Consider the following 15,794-nt stretch of genomic DNA (forward strand, 5'->3'; position numbering starts at 1 on the left):
ATGTCCGTCTCCGATGTCGACCGTCGCGACGAGCTGCTCGCGGCGGCCGCCCGCCACCATGCGGGCGTCGCCTTCTTGCAGATGGGCGACCCATCGATCTCGCGCGAGCTCACCCGGCTCGCGGACGCCGGCGCCACCACGATCAGCCTCGCCGGCATCAGCCTCGGCCCGCTCGCCCCTGGGCAGTCATGGCTACGGAGGATCGCCTCCCACTGGTGGCGCGAGCGCGCCGGGCACCGCCCGGTGATCGAGGTTGCGACCCGGCTGGCCTCCACGATCGAGGAGATCGAGGTCGCGCTGTTCGACCTGAAGCCGATCTCCGACGCCGAGCCGGGCCTGACCTCGACCGCCTGGGAGGACGTGACCCGCCACCGGCGCCAGGTGCTCATCTGCCGCGGCCCGCGGTGCACGGCCCGCGGATCCGACGAGACGGCCCGCGCGCTGATCCTCGGACTGATGGAGGCCGGGCTCGGCGACCATGACGTGCTGGTCACCCACACTGGTTGTCAGTTCCCCTGCAACCAGGCCCCGGTCGTCAGCGTGCAGCCCGACGACGTCTGGTACGGCGGCGTCGATCCACACGCGGCCCGCCGGATCGTGTCCGACCACCTGCTGGCCGACACTCCCGTGGAAAGCCGCCGGCTCCCGCGCTGAGCGCAGGAGCCGACAGGTTGGTTCGCGGGGCGGGCCGTCAGAGGCTCGCGGCTAGCGCGCGCCGCTGCGCCCGCTCCGTCTGCGCGGCGTAGAGCCGACCGACCAGTCCGGTGAGCACCACGCCGATCACGCCCCACATCGTGGCCAGCGTGAACAGTGACGCCCGGCGGAAGAACCAGAGCGTGTCGGCCGGGAAGTCGCCGACCTCGTTGACGGTGGCGAAGAGCTGGCCGGCGACGACCATGACGGCCAGGTAGCCGGCTGCACCGGCGACGACGCCACCGTAGGTGCCGAGGCGGTTGCGCAGCCTCAGCGCGACGTACGTCGCGGCGACGGCCGTCAGGACCGAGACGACCACGAAGCCGAAGTAGAGCGCCGTCCTGTCGCCGATGGTGTCACCACTTCCGACCGCCGGCGGGTTCGCCGGATACTTCAGGAACGGCACCAGGGCGAAGGCGACGAAGCCGAGCAGAGTGATCAGGGCGGTGGACTGGCCGGGCTGGAGCCGGCCCATGCGGCCGATGGTGCCGGCCGCGACGAGGGCGACGATGCCGCCGAGCGCGAGTCCGACGGCGAGGCTGCCGGTGAGCAGGCCCCAGGTCCGCTGGCTGTCCCGGGAGACTTCGGTATCCTCGCCCTCGTCACCGTGAGAGTGGCTGTGTGTGTGGCTGTGGCCTCCGGCGGCCTCGTCGCCATGGTCGTGGGACGCGTCGGTCGGCGCCTCCTCGGCGGCGGTGCCTGACTCCTCGAGGGCAATGGCAGTCTCGACGTGGGGCTCCCCCACCGAGTACGCGACGAAGAAGGTGGCGATGCCGGCAACCAGGCCGGCGATCAGACCACGGATGAGAAATGCACGTGCGGTCATGCTGGTTTCCGTTCAGGAAGCAGCGCGGCGCCGACGTCGGCGCCGCGCGCGAGAAGTGTCGTCAACAGCCCCGCCGCGCTTGTTCGGGGTCGCTATCGCGCCGAAGAGCGCTCAGAGCTCGGCCCGGATCCCGGGCTCAGGCCTGGATCCGGGCCGGAATCAGGCTCAGTGGCAGGGGTAGCCGAGGAGGTGGCGTCCGTCGTGGACCCACTCGTGGATGGCCGTGCCGGCCAGGAGGGAGACGGCACCCTGGTCGGTGCTGACGAAGAAGAGCACCAGCGTCCCGAGGAGACCGAAGAACAGCGCCCATGGCGCCAGCTGGCCGAACGGGATGGTGGGAACGGAAGGTGCGCCGGCGACCGGCACCGCAGAGACCTGCGACATGTGTCCTCCTCAGGGATACGTGCGTCCCTGTTCGATGGGATGGATACGGACACTCGGGTCTGACTCCACCGCCCGGAGGCGATGTCACAGTAGCGCGACTGTGCCGGATTCTCACCGGCTTCCTCGTGCCCGTTAGCCGGATGCTATCGCAGGCCGGCCCGCTGTGCGCCGAGCCACGAGCAACGCGCCGGATGCCGACACGACCGCACCGATGATGCCAACCCTGCGTGCGAGTCGGGCGGCCCGACCGATGTCCTCGGGTCGTACGGCGCGCCCGTCGCCCATGACGGAACGGTGCTCGAGCCAACTGCCGTAGTAGCGGTTCGTGCCGCCCAGCCGGATGCCGAGAGCGCCGGCGAAAGTGGCCTCGACGACTCCGGCGTTGGGGCTGGGATGGGCGGCGGCGTCACGGCGCCATGCCTTGGCGGCGGACCGCGCCGTTCCTGGCGAGGCAAGGAGCGTGGCGGCACCGGCGATCCGCGAGCCGGGCAGGTTGACCAGATCATCGAAGCGGGCGGCGGCCCAGCCGAACCGCTCATAGCGGTCGTTGTGGTGGCCGACCATCGCGTCGAGGGTGTTGGCCGCCCGGTAGCCGAGCAGCCCGGGCATCCCGGCCACGGATCCCCACAGCAGCGGTGCAACGACGGCGTCCGAGGTGTTCTCCGCGACGGACTCCACGACCGCGCGCGCGACCTCCGACTCCTCCAGCGCCGAGGTGTCGCGGCCCACCAGATGGGTGAGGCGTTCACGGGCGGCCGGGAGGTCGCCTGCTCTCAGGAGCGCGTCGACCGCGAGTGCCTCGCGCTCCAGCGAGCGCCCACCGAGCACCGTCCAGGCCACCACAGCGGTGGCCACCGCCTGGGCGACGGGGTTCCGCGCTGCCCGCTCCGCTACGACTCCCACCACGATCGCCGCCCCGACGAGTGCCGCCGTGTGTGCCGCACCCCGCGGCCGCGAGTCGGCGTACAGCCGACGCTCCAGCGCCGCGGCCGCGTTGCCGAAGCCGGCAACGGGATGGAGATGCTGCGGGTCTCCGAGCACGCGGTCCGCGGCGAACCCGAGCAGAAGACCGACGGCTCGGGCGCTCACGAGAGGGCCACCAGCAGGGCGGCGAGCGCCAGCTCGATCGCGGCGCCGAAGACGTCGCCGGTGACGCCGCCGAGCCGCCGCACCGCTCGCGCGACGACGACGGCGACCACGGCGAGTGCCATCGCGCTGGCCAGCGCTCCGCGCCACCAGGCGAGTCCGGACCAAGCGCCGGCGAGCGAGAGAACGGCGGCGCACGTCAGCCACATGAGCACGACGACCGGCCGGGCCACGGTGCCGGTGTAGGTGTCGCCGAGTCCCCCGGGTCGTGCGGACGGCACGCCCCGGGCGCAGCAGGTGGCGAGCGCGGCGCGGGAGACGCAGAGCGCGCAGCCGGCGAGGACGGCGGCGCGCACAGGGTGCGTTGAGGCCAATACTGCGACCAGGCCTGTGGCCTGCAGGCCGAGGACCAGGACCACCACCACGACGCCGGCCGGACCCGACGTGCCGCTCTTCATCACCGCCAATGACCGCTCGCGGTCGTAGGAGGCCGCCATGCCGTCGACGGTGTCGGAGAGCCCGTCGAGGTGGAAGGCGCGGTTGCCGAGGATGGTTGCGCCCAGCGCCAGCAGAGCCGCCACGGGGATCGGCAGGTCGAGGCCATGCCCGGCCAGGGCCACCAGAGTCACCGCCACCGCGAGCGGCAGGACTGCCAGCGGTGCGAGCACCATGGCCATGCCGGCCCGGCGTCGGTCGACGAGGGCCGGTGGGGCGACGGGGATAGCGGTGAGTGTGCCGAGGGCCAGCCGCCACGCGTCGAGCAGCATCACGCCCGTAGCTCGGACAGCAACGCCACCTCGCGGAGCACGGCGGAGGCGCTGCGGACCACCGGAACGGCCGCGACAGCACCTGACCCCTCCCCCAGCCGCATGCCGAGGTCGAGCAGCGGTTCTCGGCCCATCTTGGCGAGCGCGAGGGACTGGGCAGGCTCGGTGGAGCGGTGCCCAGCGGCGTACCAGGCGGCGGCGCCGGGCTCGATCCGGTCGGCGGTGAGGGCACAGGCCACGCTCATGAGTCCGTCGAGCAGCACCGGTACGCCGTCCTGGGCTGCGGCAAGGAGGTAGCCGGTGGTGGCGGCCAGGTCTGCGCTTCCCAAGGCTGTCAGTGTCTCGACCGGGTCGCCGGCCCGGGTGCCGGCACGCCGGAGGGCAATGTCGATCACCTCGGTCTTGTGCGCAAGCGCGACATCGTCGATCCCCGTGCCGCGCCCGACCACCTCGGCTGCGGGAAGCCCGAGGCCGGCGGCGATCAGGGCCGCGGCGGGGGTGGTGTTGCCGATGCCCATGTCTCCGCCGAGGAGCAACTGAGCACCGGCCCGGATCTCCTCTCGCGCGATCGCCGCCCCTGCGTCGAGGGCCTGCCGGGTCTGCTCCGGCGTGAGCGCGTCCTCGAGATGAATGGCGCCGCTGGACCGACGGACTTTGTGGACGGTCAGCGCCGCGCGAGTCGCCTCGTCGAGATCGGCGAAGTCGTCGTCGACACCGAGGTCTAGCACGCGGACCGCGACGCCGTGGGTGGCTGCCAAGGCATTCACAGCCGCCTTGCCAGCTAGGAAGGTGCGGACCATCGCACCGGTGATCGCGGGCGGGAACGCGGAGACACCGTGCGAGGCGACGCCATGGTCGCCGGCAAAGATGACCAGCCGGACGTCATTCACCGGCTTCGGAGGTACATGGCCCTGGCAGGACGCGAGCCAGATGCCCAGCTCGCCGAGGCGGCCGAGGGCACCGGGCGGGGTGGCCAGCGCGGCCAAGCGCTTGGCCGCATGATCGCGGGCGATGTCGGACGGGGCGGAGACGTAGGGCATGGCGGACCTCACGAGGTGGGCTGGAGAAGGCGGGCCGCGTCGAGCGCGGTGAAGAACTGGTTCGTCATCCCCGGTGGACGCACGGCGATGCGGACCCAAGCGGAGTCGAGCCCCGGGAACGTGTCGGCCCGGCGTACGGCGACGCCGCGCTCCCTCAGCGCCGCATGAGCGCCCCGTCCCAGCCGCGCCAGGACGAAGGGCGCCGCCGATGGCGCGTAGTCGATCCCGCGTCCGCGAAGACCGCCTTCGAGGAAGTCGCGCCAGCGCGCCAGCGTGGCCGCGCGGTCGCGGGCCTCGGGGGTCGCTGTCCGGCTGGTGCACGCGATCGTTGCCGCGATGGCCGGTGCCGAGACGGACCAAGGCGTTTGCCGGTCGGCCAACCAACGGACCTGCGTGCGATCGCCGACGATGTAGCCGGCTCGGATGCCCGGGATGGACCAGTGCTTGGTGAGACTCCGGACGACCACCAACCCCTTGAGTCGCTCGCGGGCCAGGGAGCCGGTCTCGCCGGGCACCGCGTCCATGAACGCCTCGTCGACCACGACGAGTCGACCTCTCCGGCGCAGACCGCGGAGCAGGTCTGCGGGGTGGAGGACACCGGTCGGATTGGTGGGATTGCCGATGACGACGAGATCGGCGTCATCAGGGACCGCGTCGGGGTCGAGCGCGAAGCCATTCTCCGGTCGGCACAGGACCGTCGTCACGGTGTGTCCGGCCTGCTCCAGCGCCGCATGCGGCTCGGTGAACTGGGGGTGTACGACGACGGGGCGCCGCCATGGGCGCAGCTGGGCGATCAACGTGAACGCCTCCGCGGCGCCGGCGGTCGGAAGGACCTCCTCGAGCTCTCGGCCGTGCCGCTGGGCGATCGCGGCGCGGGCCGGCTCGGCGTCGGGGTACGCCGCCGCCGCGGTGAGGCTCTCGCGCAGGGCGCGCTCCAACCAGGCCGGCCGGCCGCCGTCGTAGACGTTGACGGCGAAGTCCAAGAGCCCCTCCCCCGTCTCGACGTCGCCGTGATGGCGCAAAGGGTCGGCCACACGGTCACGGGGTCGCGTGACGGGCACCGCAGGCGGAGCGGGCGAGACCACGTGCATCGGCGCGGCGTAGACGGCGTCGGCGAACCGCTGGGCGAGCTGAGGGTGGCCGGCCCAATGGACGTGGAGGTACGACGCGTGGAGGTTCCCGCTGGCATAGCCGACTGATTCGTCGCCGATCGCCCAGGCCGCGCTCTCGCCGGCCGCCGGGGAGGTACGGGTGCGGTGGAACTCATGGCCGGTGACCTCCTCCCCTGCCTTGGTGAGGAGCGAATCGGTCGCGGCGACCGCAGCCGGGTAACGCAGCACGAGCCGCCCTGCCATCGCAGCCGTGGCCGGGAGGATGCCCGCCATGGGTGCGCCGTCGAGCGACTCGGCCAGGTAGAGCAACCCGGCACACTCGGCGACCGTCGGGATCCCGGCTGCCACGGCGCTACGCAGATCGTCCAGGAGACCACGGTTGGCGGCGAGCTCGGCGGCGTACACCTCGGGGAACCCGCCGCCGAGGTAGATGCCCTGCGTGCCAGCCGGAAGGGCCGGATCGACGAGCGGATCGAAGGTGACGACCTCGCAGCCGGCAGCGGTCAAGAGCTCTTCGGTCTCCGCGTAGCGGAACGTGAAGGCGCGCCCGCCGGCCATCGCGACGACTGGCCGGTGGTCGCTGGCGTCGACCGACATCACCTCTCGTGCGGGGCTCCACGACTCGGCGTCCAGATGCGGCGCCGAGCGGGCGACCTCGAGGATCGCGTCGAGGTCCAGGTGGCGGGCCACCTGCTCCCCGAGCTGTTCGATCATCCGGATGGAACCGTCCCGTTCGGCGGCGGGGACGAGCCCCAGGTGGCGTGAGGGTGTGGAGAGCCGGACGTCGCGCGGCATCACGCCAAGGACCGGCAGGCCCGTTTGCTCGAGCGAGCCGATGATCTCGGCGGTGTTGCGGTCCGATCCCGCCTGGTTGAGGACGACACCGGCCACCCGGACTCCGGCGTCGAACGTCGCCATGCCGAGGGCGATCGCCCCCGCGGAGCGGGACAGCTTGGCGACGTCGATCACGAGCACTACTGGCGTCCGGGTGAGGGTGGCGACGTGCGCGGTGGAGGCGAATCCGTCGGTGCCCAGTCGTCCGTCGTACAGGCCCATGACGCCCTCGATCACCGCGATGTCCGCGCCGGACGCACCGTGCAGCAACATCGGGACGAGCCGCTCCTCGCCCACGAGGTGCGGGTCGAGGTTGCGGCCGGGGCGGCCGGTCGCCAAGGCGTGGTAGCCGGGGTCGATGTAGTCCGGACCGACCTTGTGGCCGCTCACCTCGTGGCCGGCGATCCGCAGTGCCGCCATCAGGCCGGTGGCGATTGTCGTCTTCCCCTGTCCGGTCGACGGTGCTGCAACGACGAGCCGGGGCAGGGCTACCACTCGATGCCCCTCTGGCCCTTCTGGCCGACGTCCATCGGATGCTTGACCTTGCTCATCTCCGTGACTAGGTCGGCAGCCTCGACGAGTCGGGGATCGGCATTGCGGCCCGTGATGATCACGTGCTGGAAGCCCGGGCGGTTGGTCAGCGTCTCTACAACGTCCTGGACGTCCACCCAGCCCCACTTCATCGGGTAGGTGAACTCGTCGAGGATCAGCAGGTCGTGGCTCTCGTCGGCCAGGCGGCGCTTGATCTCCTGCCATCCCTGCAGAGCCGCGGTCTCGTGGTCTTCGGCGTCACCCTGCTTTCGGGTCCACGACCAGCCGGAACCCATCTTGTGCCACTCGACCGGGCCGCCCTCGCCCGTCTCCTCGTGCAGCCGGCCCAGTCGCTCCAGAACGGTCTGCTCGCCGATGCGCCATTTGGCCGACTTCACGAACTGGAAGACACCGATCTTCCAGCCCTGGTTCCACCCGCGGAGCGCGAGCCCGAAGGCGGCGGTGGACTTCCCCTTGCCGTCGCCGGTGTGCACCACCAGTAGTGGTCGGTTGCGACGCTGCTTCGTCGTCAGGCCGTCGTCGGGGACGACGGCGGGCTTGCCCTGGGGCATCAGGCCGCTCCCTTCTGCGTGCGGGATCGGACCGTGCCGGCCAGCGCCTCGGCACTGACCTCGGCCATGGGGAGGTGTTCGGCACGCAGCAGCTCGGCGAGTCGCAGTGCGAGGCCAAGACGCAGGGGGCCGCTCTCGCCATCGATGACGACCGTCGTCACGCCGAGCCCGGCGACGTACTCCGCAGCCTGCTGTGACCGCGCGACAGCGTCCTTTCCGCCCGTCGCGCGACCGTCCGTGACCAGGACGAGGAGTGGTCGCAGCCGTGGATCGCGCATTCGCTCGCGGGTCAGCACGCGAGCGGCTTCGAGCAGCCCTTCGGCCAGCGGCGTACGTCCCCCTGCCGGAACTTCGTCGAGCCGCGCTGCAGCGATGTCGACGGAGTGTGTGGGCGGCAGCGCGACCGTCGCCTCGGCGCCTCGGAAGGTGACCAGGCCGACCTTGTCACGGCGGCGGTAGGCGTCGAGTAGCAGCGAGAGGATCGCGGTCTTGACCTGCGTCATCCGCTTACGCGCGGCCATGGAGCCGGAGGCGTCAACGCAGAAGAGGACCAGGTTGGCCTCGCGGCCCTCCCGCACGGCGACCCGGAGGTCCTCGTTGCGCAGCTCCACGCGTCCGGTCGTGCGGCCGCGCGAGGACTGCTTGCCAGCGGCCGCCAGCAGGGTCTCCGCCAGGTGGAGCGAGCCGGTGGGTCCGTCCGGTCGCCGGGCGCCGACGCGGCGGCCGGTGCTCGCGAGGGCTCGGCTGCGTCGTCCGGCCGCGCCCTCGCCGAGCCCCTGCACCTTCAGCAGCCGCGGTCGGTACGGCGCGGTGGCACGAACCGTCGAACCCGACTCGGTGACTGCGGGAGGCGTCACCGGCGGCTCGCCGTCAGACTCGGGCGGAGTGTCGTCGGTCGCCGGCGCCTGGTCGCTGTCACCGTCAGCGGCCTCGTCCCGCTGTCCGTCACCCTGCGCCTGATCCTGTGTGTTGTCCTCGGGAGAAGTCGGCGGCTCATCCGGGGCCGGTCCCTCCGGCGGCTCGGGCGGTAGCTCGTCGTCGCCGAGGATCTGGTCGAGCAGGTCCTCGTCGAGACCGGGAGCATCGAAGGGGTTGCGGCGGCGCCGGTGCGGCAGCGCCAGCAGCGCGGCGCGTCGGATATCGGCGCGGGTGACCTCGTCGCGACCCTCCCAGGCGGCGTGGGCGACCGCGGTGCGGGCGGTGACGATGTCGGCGCGAAGCCCGTCGACCTCGAATGTGGCACAGACTTCGGCGATCTTCATGAGCGCAGACTCGGTGAGCCGCACCTTGGCGAGACGCTCGCGGGCGGTCTCGACTCGCTCGGTCAGGGCGCGGTCCGTGTCGCGGTAGCGCGCGGTGAACGCTACCGGATTGGCGTCGTAGGCCATCCGGCGCCGCACGACCTCGGCGCGTAGCGCCGGCTCCCGGGGGGCGGCAACCTCGACGGTGAGCCCGAAGCGGTCCAGCAGCTGTGGACGCAGTTCCCCCTCCTCGGGGTTCATCGTGCCGATCAGCACGAACCGGGCCGCGTGCTCGACCGAGACGCCGTCGCGCTCGACGGTGACCTGACCCATCGCCGCGGCATCTAGGAGCAGGTCGACGAGGTGGTCGTGCAGCAGGTTGACCTCGTCGACGTAGAGGATGCCGCGGTGTGCTCTCGCGAGCAGTCCGGGCTCGTACTCCACCTTGCCGTGTGACAGCGCCCGCTCGAGGTGGAGGGAGCCGAGGACTCGGTCCTCGGTCGCGCCAACGGGTAGTTCGACGAGCCGCACCGGACGGACGATGGTCTCCGTCTCGGTGCCGAACGGGCCGTCGGGCGACGTGGCTGCCGGGTCGGCAGGGTCCACGGAAAACCTGTCGCCCGCGTACACATCGATGGGCGGCAGCACGGCGGCCAGCGCCCGCACCGTCGTCGACTTCGCGGTGCCCTTCTCGCCCCGCACGAGCACGCCACCGATCTCCGGCGAGATCGTCGTGAGGACGAGCGCGAGGCCCATGTCGTCCAGGGCGTCGGTCTCGCAACCGAGGACGGCTGAAAATGGGTAGTGCTGTGGCATGTGAGGCTCCCGCTCTGTTCGCCAGCAGTGACTGGTCGGGCGGGAGGCCGGTCTTCGGACTTGCCGAGTCCTCCGCTCAACTCATGAATGGAGGCTCGGTTCACCGCAGCGGGCCTGTGCCGGAATCTCACCGGCTTCCCAGATTCTCCCCGTCCGCCGTCCCCACCGTTTCCGATGGTTGGGCCGTTGGGGCACCTCTCGCCTTGCGGGGCTCACGATAGCGTCTGCTCGCGTGATCACTGTGGTGGGTATCGGCGCCGAGGGCTGGGACGGTGTGTCGGAGGTCGGCCGGGCCTGGGTCGAGCGAGCCCGCGTGGTGCTCGGTGGGCGCCGGCACCTCGACCTCCTGCCCGACGTGCCGGGGCAGCGCCGCGAGCCCTGGCCCTCCCCGCTGCGTGACCGGTTGCCGGCGCTGCTCGCGTCCCTGGCGGACGAGGCGGCAGGCGGGCATGTCGTCGCCCTGGCGTCCGGCGACCCGCTGGTGTCGGGGATCGCCACGACCTTCATGGACCTGCTCGGGCCTGACGAGGTGACCGTCGTCCCGGGGATCTCCTCAGTCGCCCTCGCACGGGCGGCGATGCGCTGGTCGGCGGAGAGCCATGCGGTCGTGAGCGTGGTGGGTCGCGACGTCGCGCTGGTGCGCCGCGAGCTCGCCCCTGGCCGTCGGATCCTGGTCCTCTCGTCCGATGAACACACGCCGAGGGATGTGGCGGCGCTGCTGGTCGCGGAGGGGTACGGCGACAGTGAGCTCACCGTCCTCGGCGACATGGGCGGACGCGAGCAGAGCTCTTTCCTGTTCGACAAGGCCGTCATCCTCACCGGCAAGGAGTTCGACCTCCCTCGGCTCAACGTCGTCGCGATTGACTGCGTCGGCCCGAGCCTCGGCGGCTGGGTCGCCGGTCTGCCCGACGACGCCTTCGAGCACGACGGCCAGCTGACCAAGCGCGACCTGCGCGCCAGCGCTCTCGCCCGGCTCTCCCCGACCCCGGGCGAGCACCTGTGGGATGTCGGCGCCGGAGCCGGCTCGGTCGGGATCGAGTGGATGCGCGCCCACCCGTCCTGCACGACGACGGCGGTCGAGGCGGACGCCGACCGTGCTGCGCGGATCAGCCGCAACGCCACGAGTCTCGGTGTGCCGGGGCTCGAGGTCGTGCACGGACGGGCCCCCGGCGCGCTCGCCGGGCTCCGCCCGCCGGACGCCATCTTCGTCGGCGGCGGCGCCACCCGCGACGGGGTGATCGACGCCTGCCTGACGGCGCTGCGACCGGCCGGCCGGCTGGTCGTGCACGGCGTGACGCTCGAGACCGAGATGCTGCTCGGTCGGCTCTACCGGGAGCACGGCGGCGAGCTGACCCGAGTCTCGGTCGAGACCAGTGCACCGGTCGGCGCCTTCACCGGGTGGACCCCGGCCCGTACCGTCACGCAGTGGGCACTGACGCGCTGACGCCGTACCTCTCCTCATGCAGGACGCTCGCCAACGGCGAGCGGTGCCGCCAGCCGTAGCGCTCCAGGTCAGGCACGTCCGGTAGCTCCGAGACGGCGCCGACGCAGAGCCACGCCACCGGCCGTACGTGCTCCGGCATGCCGACGAGGTCGCGCAGGAACTCCTCGCGGTAGAAACTGACCCACCCCACCCCGAGGCCCTCGGCGGTCGCGGCGAGCCAGAGGTTCTGGATGGCGCAGACCACCGAGTAGAGCCCGGCGTCGGCGATGGCATGCCGCCCGAGCACCCTCGGCCCGCCGCGGGTCGGGTCGTAGCCGACCACGATCCCGAGCCGCGACTCGCGGATCCCTTCGACCTTGATCCGCGAGAACGTCTCGGCGCGCTCACCGCTGAGCGTCGCCGCGAACGTGTCCCGCTCGAGCGCGACGTGGTCGGCGAAAGCGCTGAGCGCGGCCGGCGAGCGGACCAGCACGAAGTCCCACGGTTGGCTCATCCCGACACTCGGTGCACAGTGAGCCGCCGACAGCAGCCGCTCCAGCACCTCGGCGGCCAACGGCTCACCTGTGAATTCTCGGCGAGTGTCACGACGACGGTTGATGACGTCGTAGAGCTCCATCAGAGCCCCCGATCGCCGCGTCGCTTCGAGCTCCGGTCGCGGGCCGCGTCGTAGAGATAGGACTCGCCGCCCTCGCGGGCCAGCGCCCAGCCGACCAGGATCACGGCCGCCTGGCGCAGCCCTGCCGCCTCCACCACCTCCGAGATGGTCGCCACCGTGCCACGCAGCACCTGCTCCCCGGGCTGGCTGGCGCGGTAGACGACGGCCACCGGGCAGTCCTCGCCGTACTCCGGTTCGACCTCGGCCATCAGCGCCCGCACACGCGTGATCGCCAGATGCAGCACGAGCGTCGAGCGGGTCGCAGCGAACGCCGCCAGCGACTCGGACTCCGGCATCGCGGTAGAGCGGGCCTGGGTGCGGGTCAGCACCACCGACTGCGCCACCAGCGGCACCGTCAGCTCGCTCCCGACCAGCGCAGCAGCGGCAGCATAGGCGGGCACCCCGGGCGTCACCGACCAGGCAACCCCGGCAGCATCGAGCCGGCGGGTCTGCTCGTGCAGCGCGGAATAGAGCGACGGGTCGCCGGACGTCAATCGCACCACCGTCTGCCCCGCGCCAGCTGCGCCGACCATCCGCGCGACCATCGTGTCGAGGTCGAGGTCTTGGGTGTCGACGAGCTCTGCGCTCGGGCCGACGTGGGCGAGCACGTCGGGATCGAGGTAGGTGCCGGGATAGAGCACCAGGTCCGCCTGCGCCAGCAGGTGCGTCGCGCGCACGGTCAGCAGGTCGGCCGCGCCCGGTCCGGCGCCGACGAAGTGGACGGCAGCACTCACCGCACGTACCTCGGCGTCCACACGCCGGCGCGGCTCACCCGCGTGCTCTCGGCACCCACGATCAGCAGGCACTTCATGTCGATCGTCTCCGGGTCCAGGTCGGCCAGCGTCGTGACGGTCAGCGACTCCTCGTCGCGCCCGATGTCGCGCCCGACGATGACGACGGTCTCTGGCTTGCGGTGTTCCAGCAGGACACGGTGGGCGGTGGCTATCTGCTCGGTCCGGGAGCGGGAGGCCGGGTTGTAGATCGCTAGCACGAGGTCGGCGTCGGCGATGGCGCGGAGGCGCCGTTCCACGACCTCCCACGGCTTGAGCCTGTCGGAGAGCGAGACGACGGCGAAGTCTGCCCCGATGGGCGCACCGGCACGGGCGGCCACCGCCTGCACGGCGCTGACCCCCGGCAGCACCCGGATCGGCACGCCCGCGTACGCCGGGTCCTCGGCCGCCTCGAAGACGGCTGCTGCCATCCCGAAGACGCCAGCGTCGCCGCCTGAGACGACCGCGACCCTCTCCCCCGCTTTGGCCAGGTCGAGCGCGACACGAGCCCGGTCGACCTCGACGGTGTTGCCCGACGCGTGGCGGGTCAGTCCGGCACGCTGCGGGACGCGAGCCACGTACGGGGCGTAGCCGACCACGTGGTCGACCTCGCCCAACGCCGCCGAGGCTTCTGGCGTGAGCCAGTGGTCGGGGCCGGGACCGAGGCCGACGACCAGGAGTTCAGCGGTCCGCTCGTCGTGTGTCGCGGCGGATCCACTGGGCTCCGCGTCGCGAGCGCGCAGCCGGTCAGCGGTCGGCCGGTTGGCCGTGTCGCCAGGGACGACGATCAGGGAGAAGTAGGGCACGGAGTCCGGGTCGACCTCGGCGACGGGCAGCCAACGCTCCTCGGACTGCGACGCCCGCTCGACGTACCAAGCGCCCTCGAGCCGCCCGGCCTGCGCCAGCGCTGAGCGCACGCCCGGAAACGTCCGGCCGAGCTTCATGATGACGGCGGCTTCCGTGTCCGCCAGCCGTCTCGCAAGCTCCGGCTCGGGCAGGGTTCCGGGGAGGACGGTCAGGACGTCTGTCTGTCGAACCAGCGGGCCAGAGCTACCAGAGATCGCCGCTGTCGCCGCCGCGAAGGCGGGCACGCCCGGCACCACCTCGGTCGGGTAGATCTCCTTGAACCGGTCGTGGAGGTACATCGACGAGCCGTAGAAGAGGGGATCGCCCTCCGAGAGCAGAACCACGTCGCGACCGGCGTCGAGGTGATCCGAGAGCCGCACCGCGCAGGACTCGTAGAAGTCGGCCATCGCCCCGACATACCCACCGGGGTGGTCCGTGGTGCCGGTGGTGACCGGGTAGCGCAGCTCCTCCTCGATGGCGTCGGCCGGAATGACGCCGTCGGCGATGCGGCGTGCGTGGGACTTCTTCTTCACGCCAGCGTGGTACGCGACGACGTCGGACGCGCCGATGATCCGAGCGGCTCTCAGCGTCATGAGCTCCGGGTCGCCGGGGCCGATGCCGACAACCGTGAAACGGCCGGTCATTCTGCCTCCTGCGCGAGAGCGTTGAGTGCTGACGAGGTCATCGCCGATCCACCGCGACGGCCGCGGACGGTCGCGTAGGGGATGTCGATGCCGTGCTCGGCGTGGAGGTCCACGAGAGCCTGCTTGGACTCGGCAGCACCGATGAAGCCGACCGGGCAGCCCACGATCGCCGCGGGTCGTGGGCCCCCGTCGAGAATCATCTCCAGTAGATGGAACAGTGCAGTCGGAGCGTTGCCGATGGCGACAACGGCACCGTCTAGTCGCGGCCCCCACAGTGAGACGGCGGCGGCGGTACGGGTGGTACGCCACTCGCGGGCCAGCCCGGGCACCCGCGGGTCGTTGAGCAGGCAGACGACGTCATTGTCCTTCGGCAGTCGGCTCCGGGTGACGCCGGTCGCGACCATGGTCGCATCGCACAGGATCGGCGCGCCCGACTCCAGCGCGGCCCGGGCAGTCGACACCATCTGCGGATGCACGATCAAGTCATCAGCGAGGTCGACCTGCCCGCTGCCGTGGATCATGCGGACGGCGAGCTTCTCGGCATCGGCCGGCACGGCCCGCAGGTCGGCGTCTCGCCGGATGGTGGCGAAGGAGTCGACATAGATGGCGGGTCCGGAGTCGACGTACTCGTAGTGGCGCGTTGGCCTGCGCAGGTTGGTCATCTGCTCTCCTCGGGAATGAGCACGCCACGCCACGGTGTGACAATCACGTGATCGACTGCTGCGGTCAGGTCTTCGATGACCTGTTGGTCGAGACCGGTCTCGGAAACCTCGACATGACGCCCACCGGGCACTGCCCCGAATGGCAACGGTTCCGCCGGGTCAGGGAGGCCTGGATCGGACGCTCTCGGTACGGCGAGGGCCTCGGCCAGCTCCGACACGTGCCAGGCCGCTCCCGGCCCGCGCCCTCGGCGTACGACGAACTCATGCGCCAGCTCCGCGATCCGCCCTGCCGCCTCCGCGAGCTCCACGGTCGCCCCCCACCCGGTCCCGATCCGTAGCTGAGCCCAGGTCGAGTCCAGCGCGACCAGCCCCAGGTCGCAGCTGCGAGCCAGTAGATCGCCGCGTCCGTCGTCGAGCACGAACAGGAACCGGCCCGACAGGGCCGCGAGATCCGGGTCAGCGCACAACCGGTCGTCCAGCTCACGTGCAACCGCTCGGAGGTCGGCGCGACCCCCGGCCAAACCGGTTTGCGGCGACACCATCACATTGCGGACCAGTTCATGGGTCCTGCTCGGCAGGAGGCCCGTTCGCTCGAGGGCGGCGAGCGCCTCGGATGACAACCGGCCTTCGAAGCCGGGGAAGGCGCGCACCTGAAGATTCGCCCGCGACGTCGTGTGCACGCGTCCGTCGCCGTACTCCTCAGCGACCTCGACGAGCGACCTCAGCGCTCTCGCGGGAACCCTGCCCCCGATCAGCCGAAGCCGTACGAGAAGGCCGTCCGCAGCCCGCCACGGCCGGAGGGCGCCAGGACACCGGTCGGCGCGAGTGCGGGAGGCTGACACTGCCAGGACCTATCTGGTCAGGGACCCTG

The 15,794-nt window shown here is 71.6% G+C and carries 15 protein-coding genes and 1 riboswitch; of the genes, 2 read left to right on the forward strand and 13 right to left on the reverse strand.

The features are described 5' to 3' along the window. A complete protein-coding gene (locus tag QWJ41_RS18165; RefSeq protein WP_302709875.1) occupies positions 1-654 on the forward strand; it encodes a (2Fe-2S) ferredoxin domain-containing protein in 654 nt (217 codons plus the stop codon). Between the two features lie 37 nt (positions 655-691). Here QWJ41_RS18165 and QWJ41_RS18170 read toward each other — a convergent pair whose 3' ends face one another. From QWJ41_RS18170 to QWJ41_RS18205, 8 genes are all read right to left on the reverse strand, one after another. Beyond that, the gene (locus QWJ41_RS18170) at positions 692-1,519 is read right to left on the reverse strand and encodes a CbtA family protein (protein ID WP_302709876.1); all 828 of its coding nucleotides are present in this window, start codon (positions 1,517-1,519) and stop codon (positions 692-694) included. A 165-nt stretch (positions 1,520-1,684) separates the two neighbouring features. After that, positions 1,685-1,903, reverse strand: a complete 219-nt coding sequence (locus QWJ41_RS18175) for a CbtB domain-containing protein (protein ID WP_068751247.1) — start codon at positions 1,901-1,903, stop codon at positions 1,685-1,687. A gap of 132 nt (positions 1,904-2,035) precedes the next feature. Beyond that, complete coding sequence (locus tag QWJ41_RS18180) at positions 2,036-2,992, reverse strand: cobalamin biosynthesis protein (protein ID WP_302709879.1); 957 nt, start codon at positions 2,990-2,992, stop codon at positions 2,036-2,038. After that, a complete protein-coding gene (locus QWJ41_RS18185; RefSeq protein ID WP_302709927.1) occupies positions 2,989-3,756 on the reverse strand; it encodes an adenosylcobinamide-GDP ribazoletransferase in 768 nt (255 codons plus the stop codon). The genes QWJ41_RS18180 and QWJ41_RS18185 overlap by 4 nt, the downstream gene beginning before the upstream one ends. Beyond that, positions 3,756-4,796, reverse strand: coding sequence for a nicotinate-nucleotide--dimethylbenzimidazole phosphoribosyltransferase (gene cobT / locus QWJ41_RS18190; protein WP_302709880.1), 1,041 nt, complete (start codon positions 4,794-4,796; stop codon positions 3,756-3,758). The genes QWJ41_RS18185 and cobT overlap by 1 nt, the downstream gene beginning before the upstream one ends. An 8-nt stretch (positions 4,797-4,804) precedes the next feature. Next, on the reverse strand, positions 4,805-7,237 hold the full coding sequence (gene cobBC, locus QWJ41_RS18195) for a bifunctional hydrogenobyrinic acid a,c-diamide synthase/histidinol phosphate aminotransferase CobBC (RefSeq protein ID WP_302709882.1): 2,433 nt from the start codon (positions 7,235-7,237) through the stop codon (positions 4,805-4,807). Continuing rightward, a complete protein-coding gene (gene cobO, locus QWJ41_RS18200; RefSeq protein ID WP_224131704.1) occupies positions 7,231-7,845 on the reverse strand; it encodes a cob(I)yrinic acid a,c-diamide adenosyltransferase in 615 nt (204 codons plus the stop codon). Before cobO ends, cobBC begins: the two co-directional genes overlap by 7 nt. Further along, the gene (locus tag QWJ41_RS18205; RefSeq protein WP_302709883.1) at positions 7,845-9,902 is read right to left on the reverse strand and encodes a VWA domain-containing protein; all 2,058 of its coding nucleotides are present in this window, start codon (positions 9,900-9,902) and stop codon (positions 7,845-7,847) included. The genes cobO and QWJ41_RS18205 overlap by 1 nt, the downstream gene beginning before the upstream one ends. A gap of 29 nt (positions 9,903-9,931) precedes the next feature. Continuing rightward, positions 9,932-10,078: riboswitch (cobalamin riboswitch) on the reverse strand. A 56-nt stretch (positions 10,079-10,134) separates the two neighbouring features. Between QWJ41_RS18205 and cbiE the strand changes: the two genes are divergently transcribed. After that, a complete protein-coding gene (cbiE, locus tag QWJ41_RS18210; RefSeq protein WP_302709884.1) occupies positions 10,135-11,346 on the forward strand; it encodes a precorrin-6y C5,15-methyltransferase (decarboxylating) subunit CbiE in 1,212 nt (403 codons plus the stop codon). On the opposite strand, the gene bluB is transcribed toward cbiE, so the two are convergent. The 5 genes from bluB to QWJ41_RS18235 are packed head-to-tail and all read right to left on the reverse strand — an operon-like array spanning position 11,321 to position 15,765. Beyond that, on the reverse strand, positions 11,321-11,962 hold the full coding sequence (bluB, locus tag QWJ41_RS18215) for a 5,6-dimethylbenzimidazole synthase (RefSeq protein ID WP_302709885.1): 642 nt from the start codon (positions 11,960-11,962) through the stop codon (positions 11,321-11,323). The two genes, cbiE and bluB, sit on opposite strands and share 26 nt — an antisense overlap. After that, a complete protein-coding gene (gene cobM, locus QWJ41_RS18220) occupies positions 11,962-12,735 on the reverse strand; it encodes a precorrin-4 C(11)-methyltransferase (RefSeq protein ID WP_224131696.1) in 774 nt (257 codons plus the stop codon). Before cobM ends, bluB begins: the two co-directional genes overlap by 1 nt. Next, positions 12,732-14,261 (reverse strand): precorrin-3B C(17)-methyltransferase, encoded by a 1,530-nt coding sequence (gene cobJ, locus QWJ41_RS18225; protein ID WP_302709887.1) that lies wholly within the window; start codon positions 14,259-14,261, stop codon positions 12,732-12,734. The genes cobM and cobJ overlap by 4 nt, the downstream gene beginning before the upstream one ends. Then, the gene (locus QWJ41_RS18230) at positions 14,258-14,923 is read right to left on the reverse strand and encodes a precorrin-8X methylmutase (protein WP_068751239.1); all 666 of its coding nucleotides are present in this window, start codon (positions 14,921-14,923) and stop codon (positions 14,258-14,260) included. Before QWJ41_RS18230 ends, cobJ begins: the two co-directional genes overlap by 4 nt. Continuing rightward, positions 14,920-15,765 carry a ferredoxin-like domain-containing protein gene (locus QWJ41_RS18235; protein ID WP_302709890.1) on the reverse strand — a complete coding sequence of 282 codons (846 nt, stop codon included), beginning with the start codon at positions 15,763-15,765 and terminating at the stop codon, positions 14,920-14,922. Before QWJ41_RS18235 ends, QWJ41_RS18230 begins: the two co-directional genes overlap by 4 nt. Positions 15,766-15,794 lie beyond the last annotated feature (29 nt).

The organism is Nocardioides cremeus, assembly GCF_030518195.1.
Classification (GTDB): domain Bacteria; phylum Actinomycetota; class Actinomycetes; order Propionibacteriales; family Nocardioidaceae; genus Nocardioides; species Nocardioides cremeus.

Bases quoted from the DNA above. Each gene is read 5' to 3' on its own strand.
- QWJ41_RS18205 (WP_302709883.1), bottom strand. From the start codon at position 9,902: ATGCCACAGCACTACCCATTTTCAGCCGTCCTCGGTTGCGAGACCGAC.
- cobJ (WP_302709887.1), bottom strand. From the start codon at position 14,261: ATGACCGGCCGTTTCACGGTTGTCGGCATCGGCCCCGGCGACCCGGAG.
- cobO (WP_224131704.1), bottom strand. From the start codon at position 7,845: ATGCCCCAGGGCAAGCCCGCCGTCGTCCCCGACGACGGCCTGACGACG.
- bluB (WP_302709885.1), bottom strand. From the start codon at position 11,962: ATGGAGCTCTACGACGTCATCAACCGTCGTCGTGACACTCGCCGAGAA.
- QWJ41_RS18230 (WP_068751239.1), bottom strand. From the start codon at position 14,923: ATGACCAACCTGCGCAGGCCAACGCGCCACTACGAGTACGTCGACTCC.
- cobT (WP_302709880.1), bottom strand. From the start codon at position 4,796: ATGCCCTACGTCTCCGCCCCGTCCGACATCGCCCGCGATCATGCGGCC.
- QWJ41_RS18165 (WP_302709875.1), top strand. From the start codon at position 1: ATGTCCGTCTCCGATGTCGACCGTCGCGACGAGCTGCTCGCGGCGGCC.
- QWJ41_RS18170 (WP_302709876.1), bottom strand. From the start codon at position 1,519: ATGACCGCACGTGCATTTCTCATCCGTGGTCTGATCGCCGGCCTGGTT.
- QWJ41_RS18175 (WP_068751247.1), bottom strand. From the start codon at position 1,903: ATGTCGCAGGTCTCTGCGGTGCCGGTCGCCGGCGCACCTTCCGTTCCC.
- QWJ41_RS18185 (WP_302709927.1), bottom strand. From the start codon at position 3,756: ATGCTGCTCGACGCGTGGCGGCTGGCCCTCGGCACACTCACCGCTATC.